Here is a 20,243-nt window from a genome sequence, read left to right as displayed (position 1 = left end):
GGGTGTCCCGCGTGGCAGAGTACGTGCGGTACGCACGGTACGCATGCCAGGAGCCGGTCTCGACCGGTCTCGAGCTGGCTCGGGCTGCTTGACCTCGCCGCGGGAGGGCTCCGATGACAGTCGAACGTCTACTTCCGAGCGCGGAGGCCTACGACCTGCTCGCGCTGGTCCGCGAGATCGCGGCGGACGAACTCGCTCCGAAAGCTGCGCAGGTTGAGGAAGCCGCCCAGTTTCCGCGCGAGACGTTCCGGTTGCTCGGCCGGTCGGGGCTGCTGTCGCTGCCCTATCCGGAGGAGTACGGCGGGGGCGCCCAGCCGTACGAGGTCTACCTGCAGATGTTGGAGGAACTCGCCTCGGCATGGCTCAGCGTGGCCGTCGGCGTCTCCGTCCAGTCGCTCGCCTGCTACCCGCTGGCGGTGTACGGCACGGATGCCCAGCGGGACCGCTGGTTCGCTCACCTCCTCGCGGGTGACCTGCTCGGTGCCTACTGCCTGTCCGAGCCCCAGGCGGGTTCGGACGTCGCGGCGATGACGACCCGGGCGATGCTCAGCGACACTGCCGAGGAGTTGCAGGGTCCGGCGTACGTCATCGACGGCACGAAGGCGTGGACGACCCACGGCGGTGAAGCCGATTTCTACACGCTGTTCGCGCGTAGCTCACCCGACCGGACCCACGGGATCAGCTGCTTCCTCGTCGACGCCACGACGCCGGGCCTGTCGTTCGGCCTGCCCGAGCACAAGATGGGGCTCACCGCGTCCACGACGACGCAGGTGCACTGGGATGGCGTCCGCGTCCCCGCCGAGCGGCGGATCGGTGCGGAGGGAGCCGGGCTCCGCATCGCCCTGTCGGCACTGGATTCCGGCCGGCTCGGCATCGCCGCGTGCGCGGTCGGCCTGGCGCAAGCCGCCCTTGACGCCGCGGTGACGTACGCGAAGGAGCGGACGCAGTTCGGGCAGTCGATCATCGACTTCCAGGGGTTGTCCTTCCTGCTGGCCGACATGGCCGCCGCCGTCCAGACGGCCCGGTCGACGTACCTCGACGCGGCCCGCCGGCGCGACAGAGGTCTGCCCTTCACCACCGAGGCGGCGATCGCGAAGCTGGTCGCCACCGACGCCGCGATGAAGGTGACGACCGACGCCGTGCAGGTCCTTGGCGGCTACGGCTACACCCGCGACTTCCCGGTCGAGCGCTACATGCGGGAGGCGAAGGTCCTGCAGATTTTCGAAGGCACCAACCAGATCCAGCGCCTCGTCATCGGGCGTGCCCTCGCCGGCTCGCCACCGGGCGAACGCTGAGCGATCTCCGCGCAGGATTGAGGCTCCTCCAAAACCTCCTCCGCGATGAGCCCTGCCGTCCAGAATCTGGATGCTTTCGCTGTACACAATGTGGCTTACTCAAAACCTCTGGAGCCGGACAGGGTTGTTGGATCTGAGCGGAACCGGACCATGATCAACTTACAGAAATCGCTCACCGAGGTTGCGATGAGTTGGCGGAGGAGTTTCGGCATAGAGGCCGAGACGCCTCCGCCAAGTTGGCTCGCTGTCCTCACGATGCCGCGACCTGTCGGTGTGAGGGTTTGAATAGGTCTCAATGAGGCCTATCCAGAACCCGTCGCGACGCCCACTTCTGCGCGGGAACTGGGCAGCTACTGAAGGTTTCGCGCTGCGACACCTTCAGGTCTGGCCGCGATGTGAGGCAAGGCGGGTGCTGTCTCACATTGTGTACACCTTCTGAGGTGCGAGGCGGGGTAAGTTCTCACCGGGCAAGGCAAATTCGCCCAGTGAGGTGGGGAATTGCCGCGTGAGGTTCACCAAAGGGTGTAAACAATGTGAGACAGAAGCCCGGTTTCTCGTTGGCGACGACTCTGCGTTATCTCCCCTAAGACCGTGAAAACTTTGGGGGGTTAGAGCACCCGGAAGTCTTCACAATCTCCGCGAAGGACCTCCGCGGCTAGGTCGTTTACCTCCAACCGCAGGTCTTCCGGTATCTGCGGGCGACCGCCGTAGGCGGGTCAGGCTGTCGGAATGGAACTCCTTCCAGATAAGGGCGACAGACCACGAAGACAAATATCCCGGCGCGACTTCCTGGTGCCCGCCATACTCGCCCCCGCGCTGGGGCTGGCACTTCCAACCGCATTCGCGGGATCAGCGGCACACGCGTCAACGGAGCGTACGACATCCACGGCGGCATGGTTGCGAAAAATGCCTCGCACACCGTCGTTCCCTGCGTCCATTGACGCGCACGCGCTCTACGTCGGCGGCACCACCTGTAGTCCCACCGCGAAGCCAGGCGTGGTGGATATCAAGAACCTCATCATCAAGACGTACGGCAACCGCTGGTGGGGAATCGTCACGTCCTGTACGGCTCGGGTGACCGAGCACAAGGAAGGGCGCGCCCTCGATATCGCCTTCGACGCGACGTCTTACACCAGCCGCAAGAACGCGAACGACTTCCTCTACTGGCTACTGCGCCCCGACAGGCACGGAAACGGGAATGCGATGGCACGCCGGCTCGGCGTCATGTACGTCATCTGGAACGCCAGGATGTGGCGCGCCTACCGGCCGTGGCTGGGCTGGCAGCCGTACACAGGCACCTCCAATCCGCACAAGGACCACATCCACATCAGCCTGAGCTGGCGCGGTGCACGGAGACAGACGAGCTGGTGGACCATGGGCGGCGGCGCCCTGCCACCGCAGCCACCATCGTCGAGCTGACGCGGGTTTCGGTCGCGGATCAGGGCTCGAGTTCGGACAGCGCGGAGAGGTCCTCCGCCGATGGCAGGCGCTCCCGCTCGTCGGGCCTGGTCCGCAGCACGTCGTCGACGTATGACCGGGCCGCCTCGACCAGCGGCACCTCGCGGCCGGCGTTCTCCGAGAGGTACCACCGGTGTTCGAGGACCTCGTGGAACATCTCGGCGGGTTCGAGCTTGCCGCGCAGGTCGGCCGGCACGGCTCGCACGACGGGCTCGAACACGTCAGTGAGCCACTGGTGTGCGACGATCTCCTCGTCCTCGTTCTGCTGCTCGGTCGCGGCCCGGAACGCGTCGAGGTCGTTGAGCAGCCGACGGGCCTGGTTTTCTTCGACGTCCAGCCCGGTGAGGCGCAGCAGGCGGCGCGAGTGGTGGCCCGCGTCCACGACCTTCGGCTGGATGCGAATGTGCCGCCCGTCGAAGTCGGTGTGGATGTCAAGCTCGGCGACGTCGAAGCCGAGGTCGTTCAGGCGGTTGATGCGCTGTTCGAGGCGGTACATCTCGCCGGTGTCGAACTCCTCCGGCTCGGTCAGCTCGGCCCACAGCTTCTGGTAGCGGTCGACCACCGTATCGGCGAGCTCGAGCAACTCGGCCTCCTCGGCCAGGAATCCGCCGGCCTGCAGGTCGAGCAGCTCGCCGAAGATGTTCGTGTGCGCCAAATCCAGGTCGTACGAACGCTGGCCAGGTGACAGCTCATCGTGCAGGTCACCGGTCTCGGCGTCGACGAGGTACGCCGCGAAGGCGCCGGCGTCCCGGCGGAACAACGTGTTGGACAGCGAGCAGTCGCCCCAGAAGAAACCGGCGAGGTGGAGGCGGACCAGCAGGGCGGCGAGCGCGTCGACCAGGCGTACGACCGTGTCGGGGCGCAGCGTACGGGAGAACACCGCGCGGTACGGCAGCGAGAACGACAGGTGCCGGGTGAGCAGGATCGGGTCGATCGGCTCGCCCTGCGCGGTGGTGCGGTCGAGGACGATGCCGACGGCCTCGACCGCGGGCACGTCGAGGCGTTCGAGGTCGCGCAGGAGGCGGTTCTCGCGAACGACATACCGCTCGGCGGATTCCTTCAGGGCGTAGACGTGCCCGCCGAGCCGGATGAAACGTACGACGTGCCGGGAGATTCCTCGGGGGAGCGCGACGAGATGCTCTTGGGGCCACTCGGCCAGTGGGGTGTGCCACGGCAGGGCGAGTAGGCCAGGGTCGGCGGCAACCGAGACGAACCGAGGCATGAGTTCAGTAAATCCGGTATGTCAGGTGAGGACAAAACGCGGGGGTTCGCCGGCCGTGAGACCGGCGAACCCCCAGTGTCTTGGAGCGTGGCTCCCCAACCGCTCGGGGTGGGGGCCCGGGTGGGCGAAGCCCGCGTGGGGTCGGAACCACACAGGCCATGCCCGTGATCGTTCTCAGCCGCTGACGCGCTCGCCAGTGGTGGTGGAGAACACGTGGATGCGCTCCGGGTCGGCCGCCAGCTTGACCTTGGCGCCCTTCTCCGGAGGACGACGGGCGTCGATCCGGGCGATGATCTCCTTCTGCTCGTCGGTGCCGCCGTTGAGCAGCCCATAGAGGTAGGCGTCGGCGCCGAGTTCCTCGACGACGGCGACCTCGACGGTAAGGCCGTTCTCCTCGGAGCCCACGATGCGGAACGCCTCGGGCCGGATACCGATGGTGGCGGTGGTCTCGCTGCCGAGCTTGGTCTTGACGGAGGCCTCCAGCGGGACGGTGTAGGCGCCGACGTCGACACCGCTGTTGGTGACCTTGCCCGTTAGCAGGTTCATCGCGGGGGAACCGATGAAGCCGGCGACGAACAGGTTGTTGGGCTTGTCGTACAGGTTGAGCGGGGTGTCGTTCTGCTGGAGCAGACCGTCCTTGAGGACCGCCACCCGGTCGCCCATCGTCATCGCCTCGGTCTGGTCGTGGGTGACGTAGACCGTGGTGATGCCGAGGCGGCGCTGGAGGGCCGCGATCTGGGTACGGGTGGAGACACGGAGCTTGGCGTCGAGGTTGGACAGCGGCTCGTCCATGAGGAAGACCTTCGGCTCCCGGACGATCGCACGGCCCATCGCGACCCGCTGCCGCTGACCACCGGAGAGAGCCTTCGGCTTGCGGTCGAGGAACTCCTCCAGGCCGAGCAGCTGGGCGGCCTCCCGGACCTTCTTCAGCCGCTGGTCCTTGGAGACGCCCTGCATCTTGAGCGCGAAGCCCATGTTCTCGGCGACGGTCATGTGCGGGTAGAGCGCGTAGTTCTGGAAGACCATCGCGATGTCGCGGTCCTTCGGCGGGAGGTGCGTGACGTCGCGCTCGCCGATGCGGACGGCGCCGTCGTTGATCTCCTCGAGGCCGGCGAGCATCCGGAGCGAGGTGGACTTACCACATCCGGAGGGACCGACGAGGACCATGAACTCGCCGTCGGAGATCTCGAGATCGAGCTTGTCGACGGCCGGCTTGTCAGAGCCGGGGTAGATCCTGGACGCCTGGTCATAGGTGACTGTGGCCATGGAGTTATCCATCCCTTCACCGGCAGGAACGTGCCGGACGATCCGAGCAAAGGGTTGCTGGCGCGCCTCTCGACGTGCCACGGGCAGGGTCATGGTGGCACGACGTTTACCTGGATGTCATCAGTCAAGTGGTGGACGAGCCCGGAACTGGCCGGACACCGGTGCGCCGAGCGTACGCGGGCGGCTGCGCTGAGCGACCGGAGCGTCTGGGTCGGGTAAGCGCGCCCTCGCGGACGGCAACTGGGGCACAATCCTTGCGAAGGATTTCAGCAAGACCCGTCGGGTTCAGCACAGCCGCTGCGCCTCGTCGATGGTCCGGAGGTTGGTACGCCCGCAGGCGGAGCGGACATCGAGGGAGGTGCCGAGGGGATGCAGCCCGGCATGAGGCCCGGCATGGGACCCGGCACGTCGCCCGGCGGTGTGTCCGCGTCGTCCGGTGTGTCCGCATCGTCTGGAGGAGCGGCGGGCGGGTCGGCCGGCCCGGCGAAGCGCGCGCGGCTCCTTGACATCGCCAAGCAGGCCGGGGTCAGCGAGGCGACCGTGTCGCGCGTCCTCAACGGCCGGCCGGGAGTCAGTCCGGCGACCACGCAGGCCGTGCTCACCGCGTTGGACGTCCTCGGTTACGAGCGCCCCGCCCGGCTCCGGCCGCGCAGCGCTGGCCTGGTGGGTCTGGTCGTACCCGAACTCGACAACCCGATCTTTCCCGCGTTCGCCCAGGTGATCGAGACCGCGTGCGGGCAGCACGGCTACACGCCGGTCCTGTGTACGCAGACGCCGGGCGGTGTGGGTGAGGACGAGTACGTCGAGATGCTGCTGGACCGGGGCGTTTCCGGCATCATCTTCGTCTCCGGCCTGCACGCGGACCTGTCGACTGACACCGCGCGCTACCAGAAGTTGACAGGTCGTGGGCTTCCGGTCGTCTTCGTGAACGGGTACGCCGAGTCGGTGGACGCGCCGTTCGTCTCCACCGACGATGTGGTGGCGGTCGAGCTGGCCGTCCAGCACCTGGTGAACCTCGGGCACCGACGGATCGGCTTCGCGTCCGGACCTGACCGCTTCGTCCCGGTGCAGCGCAAGCTCGGGGCGTTCCAGGCGTGCCTGACCAACCCGGCGTACAGCGAGATCACGGGCGTGGTGGAGCAGTCGCTCTTCTCTGTCGAGGGTGGGCACGCGGCGGCGGTGCGGTTGCTGGACGCCGGGGTCACCGGGATCGTCTGCGGGTCCGACCTGATGGCGCTCGGGGCGATCCGCGCCGGCCGGCAGCGAGGCCTGGAGGTGCCTCGGGACGTTTCTGTGGTGGGGTACGACGACTCGCCGTTGATCGCGTTCACCGATCCGCCGCTGACGACGGTGCGGCAGCCGGTCCACGGGATGGGGCTGGCGGCGGTCCGGGCGCTGGTGGACGAGATCAACGGACATGGGGCGCCGCACGCGGAGTACCTCTTCCGGCCGGAACTCGTCGTACGCGGGTCGTCGGGGCCGGCGCGAACACCGCACGGGGTTCGCTGATCTACCGGCGTTCGTCTACCCGGCGTTTCGTCTACCGGCGTTCAGCCAGCGCCACGAGATCTTTGAGCGCGGGATTGGTGTTGCTCGCCAGCCAACCGAGCCCGAGCGTCCTTGGTGTGAGACCTTCGACCTCCCTGGCAACGATGTCTGGTCGGGGGTAGGTGTGCGGCAGGTGCGCCGCGACGAAGGACACGCATCTGCCGGTCGCGACCTCGGCGAGCATCGCCTCCATGCTGTTGGCGACCGGTCCGCCGAGTGGGGTGCGGCCGTCCGGCCGCGGGCTGACCCGCCAGAAGTCGGTCCAGACCTGGGCGACGTCGGGCCGATGCTCGAGCGTGGGAAGGTCCCGCAGGTCGTCGAACGTCAAGGTCTCCTTGCCGGCCAGCGGATGGTCAGCGGCCAGTACGACCTGACGCGGCTCCGTCATCAGCGGCACGATCGTGAGACCGGCATCCTCGGGCACGGGCAGGCAGAGGACGCCGAGGTCGGCGCGCTGCTCGACGAGGTAGCCGGGTTGTTGGTGATAGTCGAAGCGTTGGTAGCGGAGTGAGACGCCGGGATTGTCGGCGCGGAAGGCGCGCAGCAGGCTGTCGACGGCGGGAGGGCGAGTTCGTTGCCCATGAAGCCGATCGCGAGCTCGCCGGTGCCGCCGGTGCGGTGGAGTTCGGCGATCGAATGCACGGACTCGGCGGTGGCGAGCGTTTCCCTGGCGCGTTCCAGGACAGCGATTCCGGCGGCTGTCAAGGACACCTTGCGGGAGTCGCGGTGGAGCAACGTCACGCCGAGTTCGCGTTCCATCGCCTTGATGGCGTAGCTGAGCGCCGGCTGGGAAAGTCGCAGGCGTTCGGCGGCCCGTCCGAAATGGAGCTCCTCGGCGACCGCGACAAAGTAGCGAAGGGTTCGAAGCTCCATCTGGGCAATGATAAACGGGCTTGATCGTGCGATCAGGAATCGGTCTTGGACGATTCGTGAACGTCCACGTGGGATGGCAGGTGGGCGCTACCGGGCGTGGGCTGGCTGCTCTCGTCCGGCTGGCGCACCGCGTGAGATCTCAACGGTGAAAGGACGTTCCACATGACAAGCACAACCCTGATGCGGATGGCTCGGGCACGACGGGGGTGGCGGCTGGCCGGGGCGGCGGTCGCGGTGACGGGCGTCGTCACCGGGCCGGTCGCGATTGGTCCGGCCGCTCCGGCGGGTGCTGTCGGCGCGGCCGGTGTGCCTGGCGCGGCCGGCGCAGTTGGTGCGGCCGGTGTGCCTGGCGTGGGTTCCTCGGGACAGATTTCCGACCCGACGCCGCACGGGCCGCAGCGGCCGTACGAGCCCGACGTACCCGGCCCGGTGACGACAGACACGGTTGACGTCACGATGGAGCGGGTGGCGGGGACGGCGACCGGAGTCAGGGTGCGCTTCGACCGGTCGAGTCGTACCCTCACGGGCGAGAAGCCCGCGCCGGTCCGCAGATTCGTGATCACCTTCGACAAGAAGATCGGCATCAACGCGTGGGCGTTCCCCACTTGCTCGCTCGAGGCGCTCAAGGAGCGCGGGCCGTCGGCGTGTCCAGCGGGATCGCAGATCGGCTCGGGCTTGTACGTCCCCTGGGTGCCAGCCGGCGAACCACAACCCGAGCCGGCCGAGGTGTACGCGCTCAACGGGTGGGCGCACGGCTATCCCGCGGTCTTCGTCCACGTTGCCGGGATCACCCTCGTCCAGACCATCGAGAAGGTGACCGGCCCGCACGCGCGGACGTACGGGTTCGGCAAGGACGAGATCATCCCGCCGAGCGACACCCCGCCGATGGAGCGGGCCTCGACCGCGCGCTTCGTCCTGGACTTCGGCGCGACGACAACGGTCGCTGGCGTCCCGGTGAGCTACCTGACGGCCAAGCCGGCTCCGGCGTATGACTTCGGCTATTTCACGCAGTTCGTGACAGGGCAGGAGATCATGCCGACCCCCCGGGCGACCGTGGACTGGGGTACGACGAAGGCGCCTGGCTCCTGATTGGGCCGGGTCGCAGTGCCGGCCGGTTTCTGTGGTGTAGCCGGGGCCTGGACCGTCGCCGCACACGCGCGGGCCGGGCGCTGGACGGGACGGGAGCGCGGCTAGGCTGACCCCCGTCCCGCCAGCGTGGCGCAATTGGTAGCGCACCCGACTTGTAATCGGGCGGTTAGGGGTTCAAGTCCCCTCGCTGGCTCAGATAAAAGGCCAGGTCAGACGGCATTCGACCTGGCCTTCTTCCTCCCCACGTCCGAGTACTGTCCATGGCTCTGTCCACGAGTACACTTTCCTCATGCCAGGCAAAGCCGGACGAACGCCCCGGACTCGCGCGTCCGTGCGCAAGCGGGGAAACTCATTCCAGGTCCGGGTTTACGCCGGCGTCGACCCTCTGACCGGCAAGGACAGCTACCTCACCGAGTCCACCCGCGACGAGCGCAAGGCCGAGAAGATCCGGACCCGCCTTCTCGCCCAGGTCGATCAACAACGCCAGGCCGCCACCAAGGCGACTCTCGCGTACGTCCTCGATGCCTGGCTGAAGGTGCACGAGGCCGACCCCAGCACCCTCGCCGGGTACCGCCGCGCGGCGGAGACCAGGATCAAGCCGGCCCTTGGGCACGTGCCGGTTGCGAAGATCACCCCTCGGGTGCTGGAGGAGTTCTATGCCGAGCTTCGCCGGTGTAGGGCACGTTGTGATGGAAAGCCGAACGTCGAGCATCGAACGAGCAAACCGCACGACTGCCATGCCGACGACAAGTCGACAAGGCGTACGTGCAAGGCGCATGTGTGTCGGCCGTATGCCGCGTCGACGATTCGAGAGACGCACGTCATCATCAGCGGAGCATTGTCGACTGCGGTGAGGTGGGGATGGATTCAGAACAACCCCGCCGAGGTCACCAAGAAGCCCAGGCAGCCGAAGCCCGCGCCGAAACCGCCGACACCGAAACAGGCAGCGCAACTGGTCGAGGCCGCCATGGGGCAGGACCAGGCCTGGGGCACGCTGGTCTGGCTGACCATGATTACCGGCGCCCGGCGTGGCGAGATCGTCGCCCTTCGGTGGCACGACGTCCACCTTGACACCGGCATGCTTGAGATCCGCCGCAACTACGTTGACGGCATCGAGAAGGACACCAAGACCCACCAGATTCGTCGGATCGCGCTCGACGACGACACCTGTCAACTCCTACGCGTACACCGCGACCGCTACGAAGAGCAGGTACGGGTTCTCGACGAGGGTCCACGAGATGATGCGTTCGTGTTCTCCTACCAGCCCGATCACGCCCGTCCGTGCGATCCCGACGGGGTGAGCCACCGCTACAAAGCGATGGTTGATCGGCTCGGCATCGATACCCATCTGCATGCCTTGCGGCACTACTCCGCGACTGAACTCATCACCGCCGGCGTGGACGTCCGCACGGTAGCTGGACGCCTCGGTCACGGCGGAGGAGGAACGACTACGCTCCGCGTCTACACCGCCTGGGTCGCCGAATCAGACAAGCTCGCCGCCGACATCCTCGCTCGCAGGGTGATGCCGGCACGGCAGGCGAGATCACCAGGGACAGGCTCGGCTGCGGCTGATTCGGAGGAGGAGGCTGGCTGGCCTCGGGGAACCGTCACGTGAGCGCGGTCCGTTGGCGCTTCTACCGCACAACTAACGGCAGAGATGTCGTCCGCGAGGAGCTTGAGTCGCTGGGCGTACAGGCGCGAGCTGCCGTGGCCGAAGCGATGAAGCGTGTCGCGCGTCGCGAGCATTTCCCGTACGAGCAAGAACACCTCGACGGTGACCTGCTCGCCGTGCGGGTCTTCCTGGATGGCTGCACCTACCGGATGCTCTACGCCAGGGAAGGCGCCCGCGATCACATCCTGCTCGGCCTGCATGTGTTCCAGAAGAAGGACAGAAAGCTGCCGCCGCCGGCCAGAAGGCTCGCTGAGCGTCGGCTCCGTGATTGGCGTGGCCGCCGCGTCTGAGCATGCTGCGGTTATCGGTTACAACCGATATCATGGTTCCGGACCTCAGGTAGCCTCCAGTCGGGCGTGTTGGGCAAATCGGACATAGAGGAGTGCCAGACGTGGGCTCGCGCCGGGATGATCTGGACCTTTTCCTCGACGAGCAGCGGAATGATCCCGCGTTCGCCGCGGCCTATGAGGATGCGCAGGCTCGTGCGGATCTCCTCGCCCGTTGCGTGCGTCTCCGCAAGGAGAGCCGCAGGAGTCAGGCTGAGGTTGCTCGAGCGATGGGGAGCACTCAGTCGGCGGTGTCGGAGTTGGAAAGTGGAGCGACCGATCCGCAGTTCAGCACCCTCCAGCGTTATGTCCGGGCGGTTGGTGGGCGACTGGACGTGACGATTCAAGGCCCAGCCGGAACGAAGAAGGTTACGTCGAAGCCGCCCGCGCGCAAGCGATCGGCCGCGTGATCAGGCGCACCGAGAGGGCCGTCCAGCCCCGGACGACTGGTCTCACGCCTGCTGGCCTGGCCATGAAACGGAGAAGTTCGATCACGGGGTTGCGCGAAGGTCGACGTGAGGGGCCGTTCTACGGCCGGCCGGCGATAGTCGTGCCGACGATGAGCACGACCAGGGCGACCGGGGCCCACGCCGTGTCGCGGGTCACTGCGTCGTCCCGCTGATCAAGGGAGTCGATTTGGCGCGGCCCAACCGTCGCGTGAGGTGCTGAGCGTCCAGGTGGTCGAGCAGCGTGCCGGCCGCGGTCTGACACCATTCGTCGACCGTTGCACCACAGAAGCCGCACGGCCGGGCGAGTACCCGGCGGAGGGTCTTCTGGTCAGCCTCGCTGATCGGTTCCTCGGTCATCGTTCGCCGATGCCGGCCGCGCGTTCGAGGATGGCGACGGCAACGGCGGTCTGTCCGTCACGGACTGCCTGGATTGCCTCGCGGGCGACCTGCGCCAACTGCTCCGTCTGCCCCGGCTGGTCCACCCCGTCCCCCTTTTACCTTCAGGTGGGGTCCGGCGGCCACCTCCGGCCGCCGAACCTACGGTTGAACTGTAGGCCTAGGGGGTTGTGGGGACAACCACCCAGGCTGTGAGGCGGACATAGCGTCACGGAACGATGATCGACCCGCACGCCGACCGGGCACTGTTCCGCCAGCTGGCCGACCTGCTCCGCGACAGGATCGCCGCTGGCGAGTTCGAGGCCGGAGACCAGCTGCCCAGCGAAGCCGCGCTGGGCCAGCACTACGACCTGGCGCGCACGGCCGTACGCGCCGCGCTCGGCGTGCTCAGGGGTGAAGGTCTGGTCGAGCCGGTGCGTGGGCTGGGCTGGGTTGTCCGGGATCGTGGTGAACCGCGGCCGGTCCGGCTCCGGCGCGGCGACGAAGCGACCGTAAGGCTCGGCGAAGGCCTGCCCCAGGTCGTCGTCACCCGCACCGACGGCACCACCGAGCAGTACCCGGCCGACACCGTGATCCTGCGCGGCACCTGACACGTTCCCACACGCGAAGCGGCAAGTCGCCGCCTGTGAGTTCCAGGGAGGCCGCCGCCCGGACGGCTGGCGAGGCCTGTGCTGACGCCTGCTGTTCTGGGAGCCGTAGATCGTGCGGGCGTAGGAACTCGAAGCTCGCGCCGGAGCCGTGGCCCTCTGGGTGAAAGAAGCGATGGGCCAGTAAGCGTGGCCAGGTTCATCGCCGCTCAGAGGAGCGAGCACGGGATACCCCATGCGGTGGCCTGCCGGGCGTTGGGGGTTTCCACATCCTGGTTCTACAAGTGGGTAGGTGAGGACACCTCGCCGCGTAGGGCCAGGCGCAGGGTACTGGCTGCGCTGGTCAGGGGGCGGTTCCACCAGCGGAAGGGCTGCGCGGGTTCCCCAGGTATCCATGCCGACCTGGTGGAGGCCGACCTGGTGGAGATGGGGTGGGCGGTGAGCAAGAACACCGTGGCCGTGTTGATGGCCGAACAGAATCTGGTGGCCAGACGGCGCAGAAAACGCCGTTGCACGACGAAGCAGAACGCGAGTGCGCGCAAGGCCCCCGACCTTGCGGGCCGCCGGTTCTCCCCACCACCTGAAACTGTCGTGGAAGCGGCCTAGAGGTCGTTGCCGGCGTAGGAGAGGTTGAAGCTTTTGTTGGTGAGGGGGAAGTCGGGGACGATCGTGTCGGCGAGGGCGACGGGTAGTGCTGGCCAGTTGAAGAATGACGGGTCGACGACTTTGACTCGGGTGAGGACGCCGTGGGTGTCGAGTTCGACTCGGTGGGTGATGGTGCCGCGCCAGCCTTCGGCGATGCCGACACCGGATCGTGGTTGCGCCGCAGTTCCAGCGCGTACCTCGAGGTGGCCCGTGTGCTTGCTCGGCTCCGACGCCGGTGTCAAGGTGAGGTTGTCATCGAGAAGTTCGGCGATCATTGCGACGCTGGTTTTGATTTCCTCGGCGCGGACGAGGAATCGGGCGAGGACATCGCCGTCGGTGTGGGTTCGCACGGCGAAGCTCGGCCCGAGACGGTGGAACGGGTGATCACGTCGGGCGTCGATGTCGATTCCGCTGGCGCGGGCGACGTAGCCGAGGGTTCCGAGGTCGGCTGCTTGCTGGTTGTTGAGGATCGCGGTGCCGGTGAATCTCTCCCGTACGACGGTGTGGCCAAGCGCCAGGCCTGCGATGTCGTCGATGTCGGTGGCGATGGCTGCCAGCTGGTTTAGGTCGGGCGCTTGGCGAAGGTTTGCGGTGCCGGGTCGGATCGCGCCTCGGAGCAGCCGGTGCCCGGTCAGGTGCGCGTTGATGCGCAGCAGCTGTTCGCGGATGTGTTGGGCGTGGGCGTTGAGGATGCCGTGGCCGACGTCGTTGCAGAGGGCACCGATGTCGGTGATGTGGTTGTAGATGCGTTCGAGTTCGAGCAGGATCGCTCGCGTCGCGCAAGCGGCCGGTGGCACGTCTAGGCCGAGTGCGTCCTCGACGGCCAGGCAGAAGGCCAGGGTGTGGCCCACCGCGGTGTCGCCGCTGATCCGTTCGGCGAGTTCAATGCCCTCCTCGGGTGTGCGTCCGTGGAAGAGCTTCTCCACGCCCTTGTGGACAAACCACAGGCGGGCCTTGAGGTTGAGGATCGTCTCGCCAACGACGGAGAAGCGGAAATGGCCAGGCTCGATAAGCCCGGCGTGGACAGGACCGACGGGTATCTCATAGACGCCGTGCCCCTCGACGGTCCGAAACGGATAGGGGCCTTCGATGTCACCGAACCCAGGCGGATCACCGGCGTCGCGGCGCATCGGGTGCCAGCCGCGCGGCCAGTGGAAGTGCCGCACCAGGCGAGCCGGCAGGGGGTGGTCATCGGGGACGATCCCGAACAGGTCGTACATCTCCCGTTCGAAACGGCCAGCGGGGAACGACATGGCGGCCAGGCTGGGTACGTGCGGCTTGCCCGCCTCCAGCGGCAGGTGCAGCTCCACCCGGCGGTCCGGCTGGGCCGCGACGAACAGGTACACCGCCCGGAGGCTCTCGCCATCATCATGGCCAGCCACCAGCGCCACCCGGAACCCTTCGCTGAGCAGGCCGGCGGCCAGGTCGGGCAGCTGCGCGGGCGTGATGGTGAGAGCGGTACGGCGATGGCCAACAGGTTGCCCGTGCGGCTGCGTAACCGTGCCGGCGCTCGCCGTGGCGTCGTGGTGGCCGTTGCCAGAGACGTTGTCAGGTATGGCGTCGTTCACGGTGTCGGTCATGGTGTCCCCACAAGGGTGGCCGCGGAGTGAAGGAGCTGTTGCAGCGGTCCCAACGTGATACCGAGGGCGGCGCAGGCGGTCAGGCCGACGAGCAGGGGAACGGCGCCGGAGGCTGGCAGGGCCAGGTTGACGGCGCCGCGGTCGGCGGGGTCCGTGGCCGGCGCGTCGGATGGGGGTGGGGGGCCGAGCAGCATTCGACCTGTGTGGGTGAGCACGGCCGCTGCGATCACCAGGACGAACACGAACGAAGCGGCCGTCACCCAGCCAAGACCCTCGGCGAAGCCGGCCCGGGCGATACCGAAGCCGCTCGCGAACAGGCTGAACGGCGGCAGACCAATCAGGGCGAGTACGCCGAGCCCGAAGCAGCCGGCAAGGAGCGGTTGACGGGTCGCAAGGCCGCGTACCTTGCCGATCTGGCTCGTGCCGGTCACCTGCAGGATGCGTCCGGAGCTGAGGAAGAGGACGGCTTTGCCCAGCCCGTGTCCGAGAACGTGCAGGAGTACGGCGGCCAGCGCAAGCCGGCTTCCCGCCGCCGCACCGAGCGCGAGCAACCCCATGTGCTCGATGCTGGAGTAGGCCAGCATCCGCTTGTAGTCGCGTTGGGCGAGTAGCAGTGACGCGGCGATCGCCAATGTGGCAAGGGCGATCACGGCCAACAGGGTTCGGGTGAAGGCCACCCCGAGAGCGGCGTCCGCGATCACCTTCACCCGAAGGATCGCGTAGAACGCGACCGACAACAACACCCCAGACATCAGCGCGGAAACGGGTGCCGGTGCCTGCCCGTGCGCGTCGGGGAGCCAGGCATGCAGGGGAGCGAGGCCCGCTTTGGTGCCGAATCCGATGATCAGCAGCGCCACCGCGATGCGGGTGACTCCCGGGTCGAGGCTGTGCGCTCCGGCGGCGAGTGCCGCCCAGTCCAGGCGGTTCCCCGCCAACCCTGCGCCAGCGGCTCCGGCATGGGCCGAGGCGTAGTTGAGGAGTACCGCACCGAGGAAGGCGAGCGCGATGCCGACCGAGCAGATCACGACGTACTTCCACCCCGCCTCGACCGCTGCGCGTGTGCGCCGCTGCCCGACCAGGAACGCGGTGATGATCGTGGTGGCCTCGACCGCGACCCACACGGTGCCGAGGTTCGCGGCGAGCACCGCCAGCGCCATGGCCGCCACGAACGCCTGGACCAGCAGGCTGTGCCACCGGGCGCTCCGGTGGTTGGCCCGGCCCGCAGTGATCTCGGTGCGCAGCCAGGCCGGGCTGGCCGCTGTGGCGAGCACCGAGATCGCCCCGATCACGATCAGCATGAACGCGCTCAGCGCGTCCACCCGCAGCTGTCCGCCAAGACTCGTACGCGGCCCGGTGAGCGTGGTTTCGGCCGCGAGCACGACTCCGGCGGCCAGGACCGCCGCAGCGCAGGCAACGCCAATCCACGCGGTTGCGCGGCGCCAGCCGAACACGGCGCACGTCACCGCACCCAGGGCCGGGATCAGCACCGGAGCAAGCATCAGCAGGGTGAAGCTCATCCGCGTCCTCGCTCCGCTCCGGGCGCCCATGGGGCACGCCACTCGCTGTACTGAATGGTTCGCTCGCTTGGCTCGCTCATGCGTCGCGTAGCTCCCTCAGCTCATCCAGGTCGGTATGGCCGAACGTCGCCCGCATCCGGGTGGTGAGCACCTGCAGGACAAGCGCGGCGAACAGCACGTCGAGGGAGACGCCGAGTTCGACGATGAGTGGAACGCCCGCGGTGGTGAGGAAGGCGATGGCGGTGATGCCGTTGTCGATCAGCAAGAACCCGACCACCTGGGACAGCGCTCGTCGTCGGGTGACCAGAACGAAGAACCCAATCAGCACCACCGCAAGGCCGACCGGCACCGCGCGGGTGGCCGGGGAGGGAGCGAGCGCGATGAGCGGCTGGGACACGGCGTATGCCACCAAGGTGAGGACCGCCGCGGCCAGCAGGGACGCGGCCACGTTGACCAGCGGCTTGGTCTCCCGGCCGGGCCCGGCGCGGTCGAGTGCTCGCCGGACCAGGTACGGCAGCAGCACCGCACGCAGCCCCGCGATACCCGCGGCGACCAGCCCCAGCTCCAGCGAGCGTTCATGGGCGGCGAGAACAGCGACGATGCCGGTCAGCGCGACGCCCTGTAGGGCGAACAGGCGGACGATCGCCGCCAGTTCCCGGCGCCATAGCACCAGCACGGCCGCGAGCAGGAACGCCCCGCAAGCCAGGTAGAGGAGTTGTGAGAACGTGGTCTGGGTCATCAGCTTTCCACCGAACGTTGGTGCCTAGGCGAGGAAGAAGGACGCGGCAACGGCAAGCAGGGCAAGCAGGAACGACCCGGCCAACAGCTCGGGTACCCGGAACAGGCGCAGCTTGGCCAGGAACACTTCGCCGACCGCGAGTAGGAGGCCAAGCAACCCCACCTTGACGGCGAAGACGATGACCGCCAGGACCAGCCCGGCCAGGCCTGATCCGGTGGCGATTCCCCACGGGGCGAACAGGTTCGCGAGCAGCCCGAGGAACACCGTCAACCGCATCGCCGAGGCCCACTCGACCAGCGCGAGGTCGGGCCCGGCGTACTCCAGCACCATCGCCTCATGCACCATCGTCAACTCCAGATGCGTGGACGGGTTGTCCACCGGCAGCCGGCCGGTCTCGGCGATGATCGCGACAGCGAGCGCGACGGCCGCGAGCAAACTGACCGGGGACACCACCCGGGCCGGATCGTGCAAGGTCGAGTTGACGATCGCGCCCAGGTTGGTGGAGCCGACCGGTACCGACAGCGCGAAGATGGCGACCAGCAGAGTGGGCTCCACCAGCGCGGTGATGGTCATCTCCCGGCTGGCGCCCATCCCACCGAACGCGGTACCCGTATCGATACCGGCCAGCGCCAGCGCGACCGTACCCAAGGTTAGTAACGCCACCACGGCGAACAGATCCGCAACGGGATCCAGCGGCGACGCGGTGGTAAGAAACGGCGCCACTGCGGCCACCAACACAGTGCTGGCGACAAGGACCGCCGGAGTGAGCCGGAACACCTCGCTGGTCCCGTGCGGTGTCAAGGATTCCTTGCGTAGCAGCTTGCGCAGATCCCGCCACGGCTGGGCAACGTCTGGGCCGGCCCGCCCTTCCAGGCGGGCTCGTACCTGCCGCATCGCACCAACCAGATACGGCGAGCCGACGGCAATGACGGCGACCTGCAGGACGGCGCCCAACGCCCCTGTCACGCCGGTCACCGCGTCACCGCCAACACGACGAGAAGCCCGGCAACAGCGTAGAAGCCGTAGCCGAGGTAGCGGTGCACGCTGCCAGTCGCAAGCTGCCGACCGGCCTGACCCCACGCCCGCGCGAACGCGAGCAGCGGCTGGTAGAGCCGGCGTTCGATCCGATCGGGCACCCGGCGCCGATACTCGATGCTGTCCACGAGGTAGCGGGACTCCTGCAGGTGGGTGACGTCAACATCCTGTTCGGGTTCGAGTACATCGTCGAAGACCCGCTGCAGGGGTTCAGCGAAGGACGTCGCGGTGTACTCCATCCGGGCGGTCAGCGGACCAGCGCCGCAGTCCCACAGCCGTGCGTCTCGACGAGTTGGGCGTGCGCGGTGTGTCAGGCGTCCGTGCCGGGTGCGGCGTACCGTGGCCAGCCGCAGCCCGGCCACGACCGCGGCCACACCTACGAGCAGCGCCGCCGTCACAAGCAGCGGCGACAACGAACCTGCGAACCCAGCCAGCCGCAGCGTCACCGCACCCCGGACCGCCGGCTCCCCCAGCATCGAGTCGGCCGCGCCGGCGGCCCGGGCCAGCCCCGGCATCACCATCGCGGGCACAACGGCCAGCGCCACACAGGCCAGGGCAGCGAGACCCATCCCGACACGCATGCTGACCGGACTTTCCGTCGCCCGCTCGGCGGCGCTACTACGCGGCCGTGCCAGGAAGCCGATACCGAATGCCTTCACGAAGGTCGCCACCGCAAGTCCGGCCGTCAGCGCTACCACCGCCACCGCCGCCGGCATGGTGATGGCGGTCGCCACCCCCGACACCGGCAGCCCATGAACCAAGCTCTGCAACAGCAGCCACTCGCTGACAAACGCATTACCCAATGGCAATGCGGACGCCGCGAGTGCTCCCACCGCGAATAACCCGGTGGTGACTGGCATCCGAGCCCGCAGCCCACCCAATCCATCCAGGTCACGAAGTCCAGTTGCGTGCAGGACCGATCCGGCAGACAGGAAGAGCAACGTCTTGAATGCGGCGTGGTTGATCACATGCAGCAGAGCGGCGGTGAGCGCGAGTCCAGCTAGGACGTGGGCGCCAGCGGAGGCGAACACACCGGCGGCACCGACTCCGATGAGAACCAGCCCCAGGTTCTCAGTCGTGGAATAACCCAGCAGCCGCTTCAGATCGGAAGTCATCGCCGCCTGCAAGATGCCATACACCGCCGATACCGCGCCGACGACGAGAACGAGTAGCCACCACCACCGCGGCCCACCACCCAGCAGGTCGAATCCGACCCGGACGATGCCATAGACGCCGAGATTGACCATCGCCGCCGACATCAACGCCGACACCTGGCTCGGCGCCTCGGGATGAGCCCGCGGTAGCCACGCATGCAACGGAACCGCTCCTGCTTTCGACGCGAACCCCACCAGAACCGCGAGAAAAATGGTGCTCCTGACCGCGGGTGAAAGCTCTGCGCCAGCCTGCCGTAAAGACGCGAACGTGTCGCTCGAGGCGTGGGCGATGAACAGCATCAGCCCGATCACGATCGCCACCACGCCGAAATGGGTCATCACCGCCTACCACAGGCCAGCGTCGGCCACCGCCGCCCGCCGGCGGTGCTCTGCCACCACGAGCAAGAGCGAGGCCAATGCCATCAATTCCCAACACAGCAGGAACGTGCCGACACTCGCCGCGACCGGCACCAGCACCATGGCCGCGACAAACAACGGCAGCAGCGCCTGCACCCCGCGCCCGGACAACCCGTGCCGGGAATAGCCGATCCCATAGATAGCCGCGGCGACCGCGACGCCACCGGTGACCGCGACGAACAGCCCGCCCAGCGGATCGAGCACGAGCCGTACGCCAAACAACGGGAGCAGATCCGGCAGTTCCACCGCGAATGACTGCCCTGCCAGCGCCGCGATACCGGCGATGACCGCGGCGATCCCGCTGACCGCCGTACAAGCGCCGGCGATCACTACCCGGGCACGCTCGCCCAATACCACGGCCGTCAGCGCGCCCAGCCCAGCTATGCCAAGCGAAGCCGCCAACCCCACACCTGCGAGGTTCATCGACCGGTCAACCCCCGCAGCGCCGCGACGATCGCGTCCGGTGGCGGCGGACAGCCTGGCACCTCGACGTCAACGGGTACGACATCGCCGACCGCGCCCACCACGCCGTACGCACCCGCGAACACACCACAGTTCCGCGCACAGTCACCGACCGCGACCACCCGCTTCGGACCCGGAACCGCTTCATAGGTACGGCGCAACGGCTCCGCCATGTTGCGGGTCACCGGCCCAGTCACCAGCAGCGCATCAGCATGACGGGGCGAGGCCACCAGCCGCGCGCCATACCGCTCGGCGTCATACACCGGACCGAACGCCTGCCCGATCTCGATCTCGCACCCATTGCACGACCCGGCATCGACATGCCGAACCTGCACCGAGCCCGCCAGATCGCCCACACCCTCGGGCAGACCTTCCGGCGCCGCGGCCGGCGCCGGCTCGGCAATCCGCCCTGTCGCCCGGATCCGGCGCAGCAAACCCCTGGCAACGCCCACGACTCTCCCTAGTGCCAACCCCAACGTTCCGTCGGCACGCCGATGTGCCAGCACACCCACA

Annotated in this window: 21 protein-coding genes, 1 tRNA gene and 1 pseudogene; 10 read left to right on the top strand and 13 right to left on the bottom strand. The window is 67.8% G+C overall.

Going from position 1 to position 20,243, the window contains the following annotated elements; genetic code table 11:
- The first annotated feature begins 113 nt into the window (after positions 1-113).
- Positions 114-1,295, top strand: coding sequence for an acyl-CoA dehydrogenase family protein (locus B141_RS0130370; protein ID WP_020578965.1), 1,182 nt, complete (start codon positions 114-116; stop codon positions 1,293-1,295).
- A gap of 906 nt (positions 1,296-2,201) precedes the next feature.
- Entirely contained in the window at positions 2,202-2,714 is a 513-nt protein-coding gene (locus B141_RS0130365; protein WP_020578964.1) for a VldE C-terminal domain-containing protein, read from the top strand.
- 19 nt (positions 2,715-2,733) lie between these two features.
- Here B141_RS0130365 and B141_RS43680 read toward each other — a convergent pair whose 3' ends face one another.
- Together B141_RS43680 and B141_RS0130355 are read right to left on the bottom strand one after the other, a co-directional pair.
- A complete protein-coding gene (locus tag B141_RS43680; RefSeq protein ID WP_020578963.1) occupies positions 2,734-3,975 on the bottom strand; it encodes a DUF4032 domain-containing protein in 1,242 nt (413 codons plus the stop codon).
- 174 nt (positions 3,976-4,149) lie between these two features.
- Positions 4,150-5,241 (bottom strand): ABC transporter ATP-binding protein, encoded by a 1,092-nt coding sequence (locus B141_RS0130355; RefSeq protein WP_020578962.1) that lies wholly within the window; start codon positions 5,239-5,241, stop codon positions 4,150-4,152.
- 393 nt (positions 5,242-5,634) lie between these two features.
- On the opposite strand from B141_RS0130355, the gene B141_RS0130350 reads away from it, so the two are divergent.
- Complete coding sequence (locus tag B141_RS0130350) at positions 5,635-6,750, top strand: LacI family DNA-binding transcriptional regulator (protein WP_020578961.1); 1,116 nt, start codon at positions 5,635-5,637, stop codon at positions 6,748-6,750.
- 31 nt (positions 6,751-6,781) lie between these two features.
- On the opposite strand, the gene B141_RS46400 is transcribed toward B141_RS0130350, so the two are convergent.
- Together B141_RS46400 and B141_RS48090 are read right to left on the bottom strand one after the other, a co-directional pair.
- Complete coding sequence (locus B141_RS46400) at positions 6,782-7,333, bottom strand: LysR family substrate-binding domain-containing protein (RefSeq protein WP_237742851.1); 552 nt, start codon at positions 7,331-7,333, stop codon at positions 6,782-6,784.
- 158 nt (positions 7,334-7,491) lie between these two features.
- A pseudogene (locus B141_RS48090) lies at positions 7,492-7,662 on the bottom strand (LysR family transcriptional regulator); the annotation flags it as partial.
- Between the two features lie 162 nt (positions 7,663-7,824).
- On the opposite strand from B141_RS48090, the gene B141_RS48795 reads away from it, so the two are divergent.
- The 5 genes from B141_RS48795 to B141_RS43670 all read left to right on the top strand — a co-directional run bounded on the left by B141_RS48795 (position 7,825) and on the right by B141_RS43670 (position 11,159).
- Positions 7,825-8,751, top strand: coding sequence for a hypothetical protein (locus B141_RS48795; protein ID WP_051114223.1), 927 nt, complete (start codon positions 7,825-7,827; stop codon positions 8,749-8,751).
- Positions 8,752-8,871: 120 nt separating this feature from the next.
- A tRNA-Thr gene (locus B141_RS0130330) sits at positions 8,872-8,944 on the top strand.
- A gap of 96 nt (positions 8,945-9,040) precedes the next feature.
- Positions 9,041-10,366, top strand: a complete 1,326-nt coding sequence (locus tag B141_RS0130325) for a tyrosine-type recombinase/integrase (RefSeq protein ID WP_157181413.1) — start codon at positions 9,041-9,043, stop codon at positions 10,364-10,366.
- A complete protein-coding gene (locus B141_RS0130320) occupies positions 10,363-10,713 on the top strand; it encodes a type II toxin-antitoxin system RelE/ParE family toxin (protein WP_020578958.1) in 351 nt (116 codons plus the stop codon). The genes B141_RS0130325 and B141_RS0130320 overlap by 4 nt, the downstream gene beginning before the upstream one ends.
- Before the next feature lie 101 nt (positions 10,714-10,814).
- Positions 10,815-11,159 (top strand): helix-turn-helix domain-containing protein, encoded by a 345-nt coding sequence (locus B141_RS43670; protein ID WP_020578957.1) that lies wholly within the window; start codon positions 10,815-10,817, stop codon positions 11,157-11,159.
- A 192-nt stretch (positions 11,160-11,351) separates the two neighbouring features.
- On the opposite strand, the gene B141_RS0130310 is transcribed toward B141_RS43670, so the two are convergent.
- Complete coding sequence (locus B141_RS0130310; protein ID WP_020578956.1) at positions 11,352-11,555, bottom strand: zinc finger domain-containing protein; 204 nt, start codon at positions 11,553-11,555, stop codon at positions 11,352-11,354.
- On the bottom strand, positions 11,552-11,680 hold the full coding sequence (locus tag B141_RS52415; protein WP_020578955.1) for a hypothetical protein: 129 nt from the start codon (positions 11,678-11,680) through the stop codon (positions 11,552-11,554). The genes B141_RS0130310 and B141_RS52415 overlap by 4 nt, the downstream gene beginning before the upstream one ends.
- A 132-nt stretch (positions 11,681-11,812) precedes the next feature.
- Between B141_RS52415 and B141_RS0130300 the strand changes: the two genes are divergently transcribed.
- Together B141_RS0130300 and B141_RS43665 are read left to right on the top strand one after the other, a co-directional pair.
- Positions 11,813-12,184 carry a GntR family transcriptional regulator gene (locus B141_RS0130300; protein ID WP_020578954.1) on the top strand — a complete coding sequence of 124 codons (372 nt, stop codon included), beginning with the start codon at positions 11,813-11,815 and terminating at the stop codon, positions 12,182-12,184.
- Between the two features lie 186 nt (positions 12,185-12,370).
- Positions 12,371-12,787 carry an IS3 family transposase gene (locus B141_RS43665; protein ID WP_020578953.1) on the top strand — a complete coding sequence of 139 codons (417 nt, stop codon included), beginning with the start codon at positions 12,371-12,373 and terminating at the stop codon, positions 12,785-12,787.
- Here B141_RS43665 and B141_RS0130290 read toward each other — a convergent pair.
- The 7 genes from B141_RS0130290 to B141_RS0130265 all read right to left on the bottom strand — a co-directional run bounded on the left by B141_RS0130290 (position 12,784) and on the right by B141_RS0130265 (position 20,182).
- Complete coding sequence (locus B141_RS0130290; protein WP_020578952.1) at positions 12,784-14,406, bottom strand: hydrogenase large subunit; 1,623 nt, start codon at positions 14,404-14,406, stop codon at positions 12,784-12,786. The two genes, B141_RS43665 and B141_RS0130290, sit on opposite strands and share 4 nt — an antisense overlap.
- Positions 14,403-15,923 (bottom strand): proton-conducting transporter transmembrane domain-containing protein, encoded by a 1,521-nt coding sequence (locus B141_RS0130285; protein ID WP_020578951.1) that lies wholly within the window; start codon positions 15,921-15,923, stop codon positions 14,403-14,405. The genes B141_RS0130290 and B141_RS0130285 overlap by 4 nt, the downstream gene beginning before the upstream one ends.
- A 76-nt stretch (positions 15,924-15,999) precedes the next feature.
- Positions 16,000-16,662, bottom strand: a complete 663-nt coding sequence (locus B141_RS0130280) for a hypothetical protein (RefSeq protein ID WP_020578950.1) — start codon at positions 16,660-16,662, stop codon at positions 16,000-16,002.
- Between the two features lie 24 nt (positions 16,663-16,686).
- Entirely contained in the window at positions 16,687-17,637 is a 951-nt protein-coding gene (locus B141_RS0130275) for a respiratory chain complex I subunit 1 family protein (protein ID WP_020578949.1), read from the bottom strand.
- Positions 17,634-19,190: a proton-conducting transporter transmembrane domain-containing protein gene (locus B141_RS43660; RefSeq protein ID WP_020578948.1), complete on the bottom strand. Its 1,557-nt coding sequence runs from the start codon at positions 19,188-19,190 to the stop codon at positions 17,634-17,636. The genes B141_RS0130275 and B141_RS43660 overlap by 4 nt, the downstream gene beginning before the upstream one ends.
- A 6-nt stretch (positions 19,191-19,196) precedes the next feature.
- Positions 19,197-19,691, bottom strand: coding sequence for a hypothetical protein (locus tag B141_RS50965; RefSeq protein WP_202805977.1), 495 nt, complete (start codon positions 19,689-19,691; stop codon positions 19,197-19,199).
- Complete coding sequence (locus B141_RS0130265; RefSeq protein WP_020578946.1) at positions 19,688-20,182, bottom strand: NADH-quinone oxidoreductase subunit B family protein; 495 nt, start codon at positions 20,180-20,182, stop codon at positions 19,688-19,690. Before B141_RS0130265 ends, B141_RS50965 begins: the two co-directional genes overlap by 4 nt.
- Between the last annotated feature and the right edge of the window lie 61 nt (positions 20,183-20,243).

This window comes from Actinopolymorpha alba DSM 45243 (genome assembly GCF_000373925.1).
In the GTDB taxonomy this organism is placed as follows: domain Bacteria; phylum Actinomycetota; class Actinomycetes; order Propionibacteriales; family Actinopolymorphaceae; genus Actinopolymorpha; species Actinopolymorpha alba.
The sequence above is the reverse complement of the archived record's forward strand: the minus strand, read 5'-3'. Positions and strand labels throughout refer to the sequence as shown.

What these genes read in the sequence shown, in the direction of transcription:
- B141_RS0130370 (WP_020578965.1), top strand. Translation starts at nt 114, where the DNA reads ATGACAGTCGAACGTCTACTTCCGAGCGCGGAGGCCTACGACCTGCTC.
- B141_RS0130365 (WP_020578964.1), top strand. Translation starts at nt 2,202, where the DNA reads ATGCCTCGCACACCGTCGTTCCCTGCGTCCATTGACGCGCACGCGCTC.
- B141_RS43680 (WP_020578963.1), bottom strand. Translation starts at nt 3,975, where the DNA reads ATGCCTCGGTTCGTCTCGGTTGCCGCCGACCCTGGCCTACTCGCCCTG.
- B141_RS0130355 (WP_020578962.1), bottom strand. Translation starts at nt 5,241, where the DNA reads ATGGCCACAGTCACCTATGACCAGGCGTCCAGGATCTACCCCGGCTCT.
- B141_RS0130350 (WP_020578961.1), top strand. Translation starts at nt 5,635, where the DNA reads ATGGGACCCGGCACGTCGCCCGGCGGTGTGTCCGCGTCGTCCGGTGTG.
- B141_RS48795 (WP_051114223.1), top strand. Translation starts at nt 7,825, where the DNA reads ATGACAAGCACAACCCTGATGCGGATGGCTCGGGCACGACGGGGGTGG.
- B141_RS0130325 (WP_157181413.1), top strand. Translation starts at nt 9,041, where the DNA reads ATGCCAGGCAAAGCCGGACGAACGCCCCGGACTCGCGCGTCCGTGCGC.
- B141_RS0130310 (WP_020578956.1), bottom strand. Translation starts at nt 11,555, where the DNA reads ATGACCGAGGAACCGATCAGCGAGGCTGACCAGAAGACCCTCCGCCGG.
- B141_RS0130300 (WP_020578954.1), top strand. Translation starts at nt 11,813, where the DNA reads ATGATCGACCCGCACGCCGACCGGGCACTGTTCCGCCAGCTGGCCGAC.
- B141_RS0130290 (WP_020578952.1), bottom strand. Translation starts at nt 14,406, where the DNA reads ATGACCGACACCGTGAACGACGCCATACCTGACAACGTCTCTGGCAAC.
- B141_RS0130285 (WP_020578951.1), bottom strand. Translation starts at nt 15,923, where the DNA reads ATGAGCTTCACCCTGCTGATGCTTGCTCCGGTGCTGATCCCGGCCCTG.
- B141_RS0130280 (WP_020578950.1), bottom strand. Translation starts at nt 16,662, where the DNA reads ATGACCCAGACCACGTTCTCACAACTCCTCTACCTGGCTTGCGGGGCG.
- B141_RS43660 (WP_020578948.1), bottom strand. Translation starts at nt 19,190, where the DNA reads ATGACCCATTTCGGCGTGGTGGCGATCGTGATCGGGCTGATGCTGTTC.
- B141_RS50965 (WP_202805977.1), bottom strand. Translation starts at nt 19,691, where the DNA reads ATGAACCTCGCAGGTGTGGGGTTGGCGGCTTCGCTTGGCATAGCTGGG.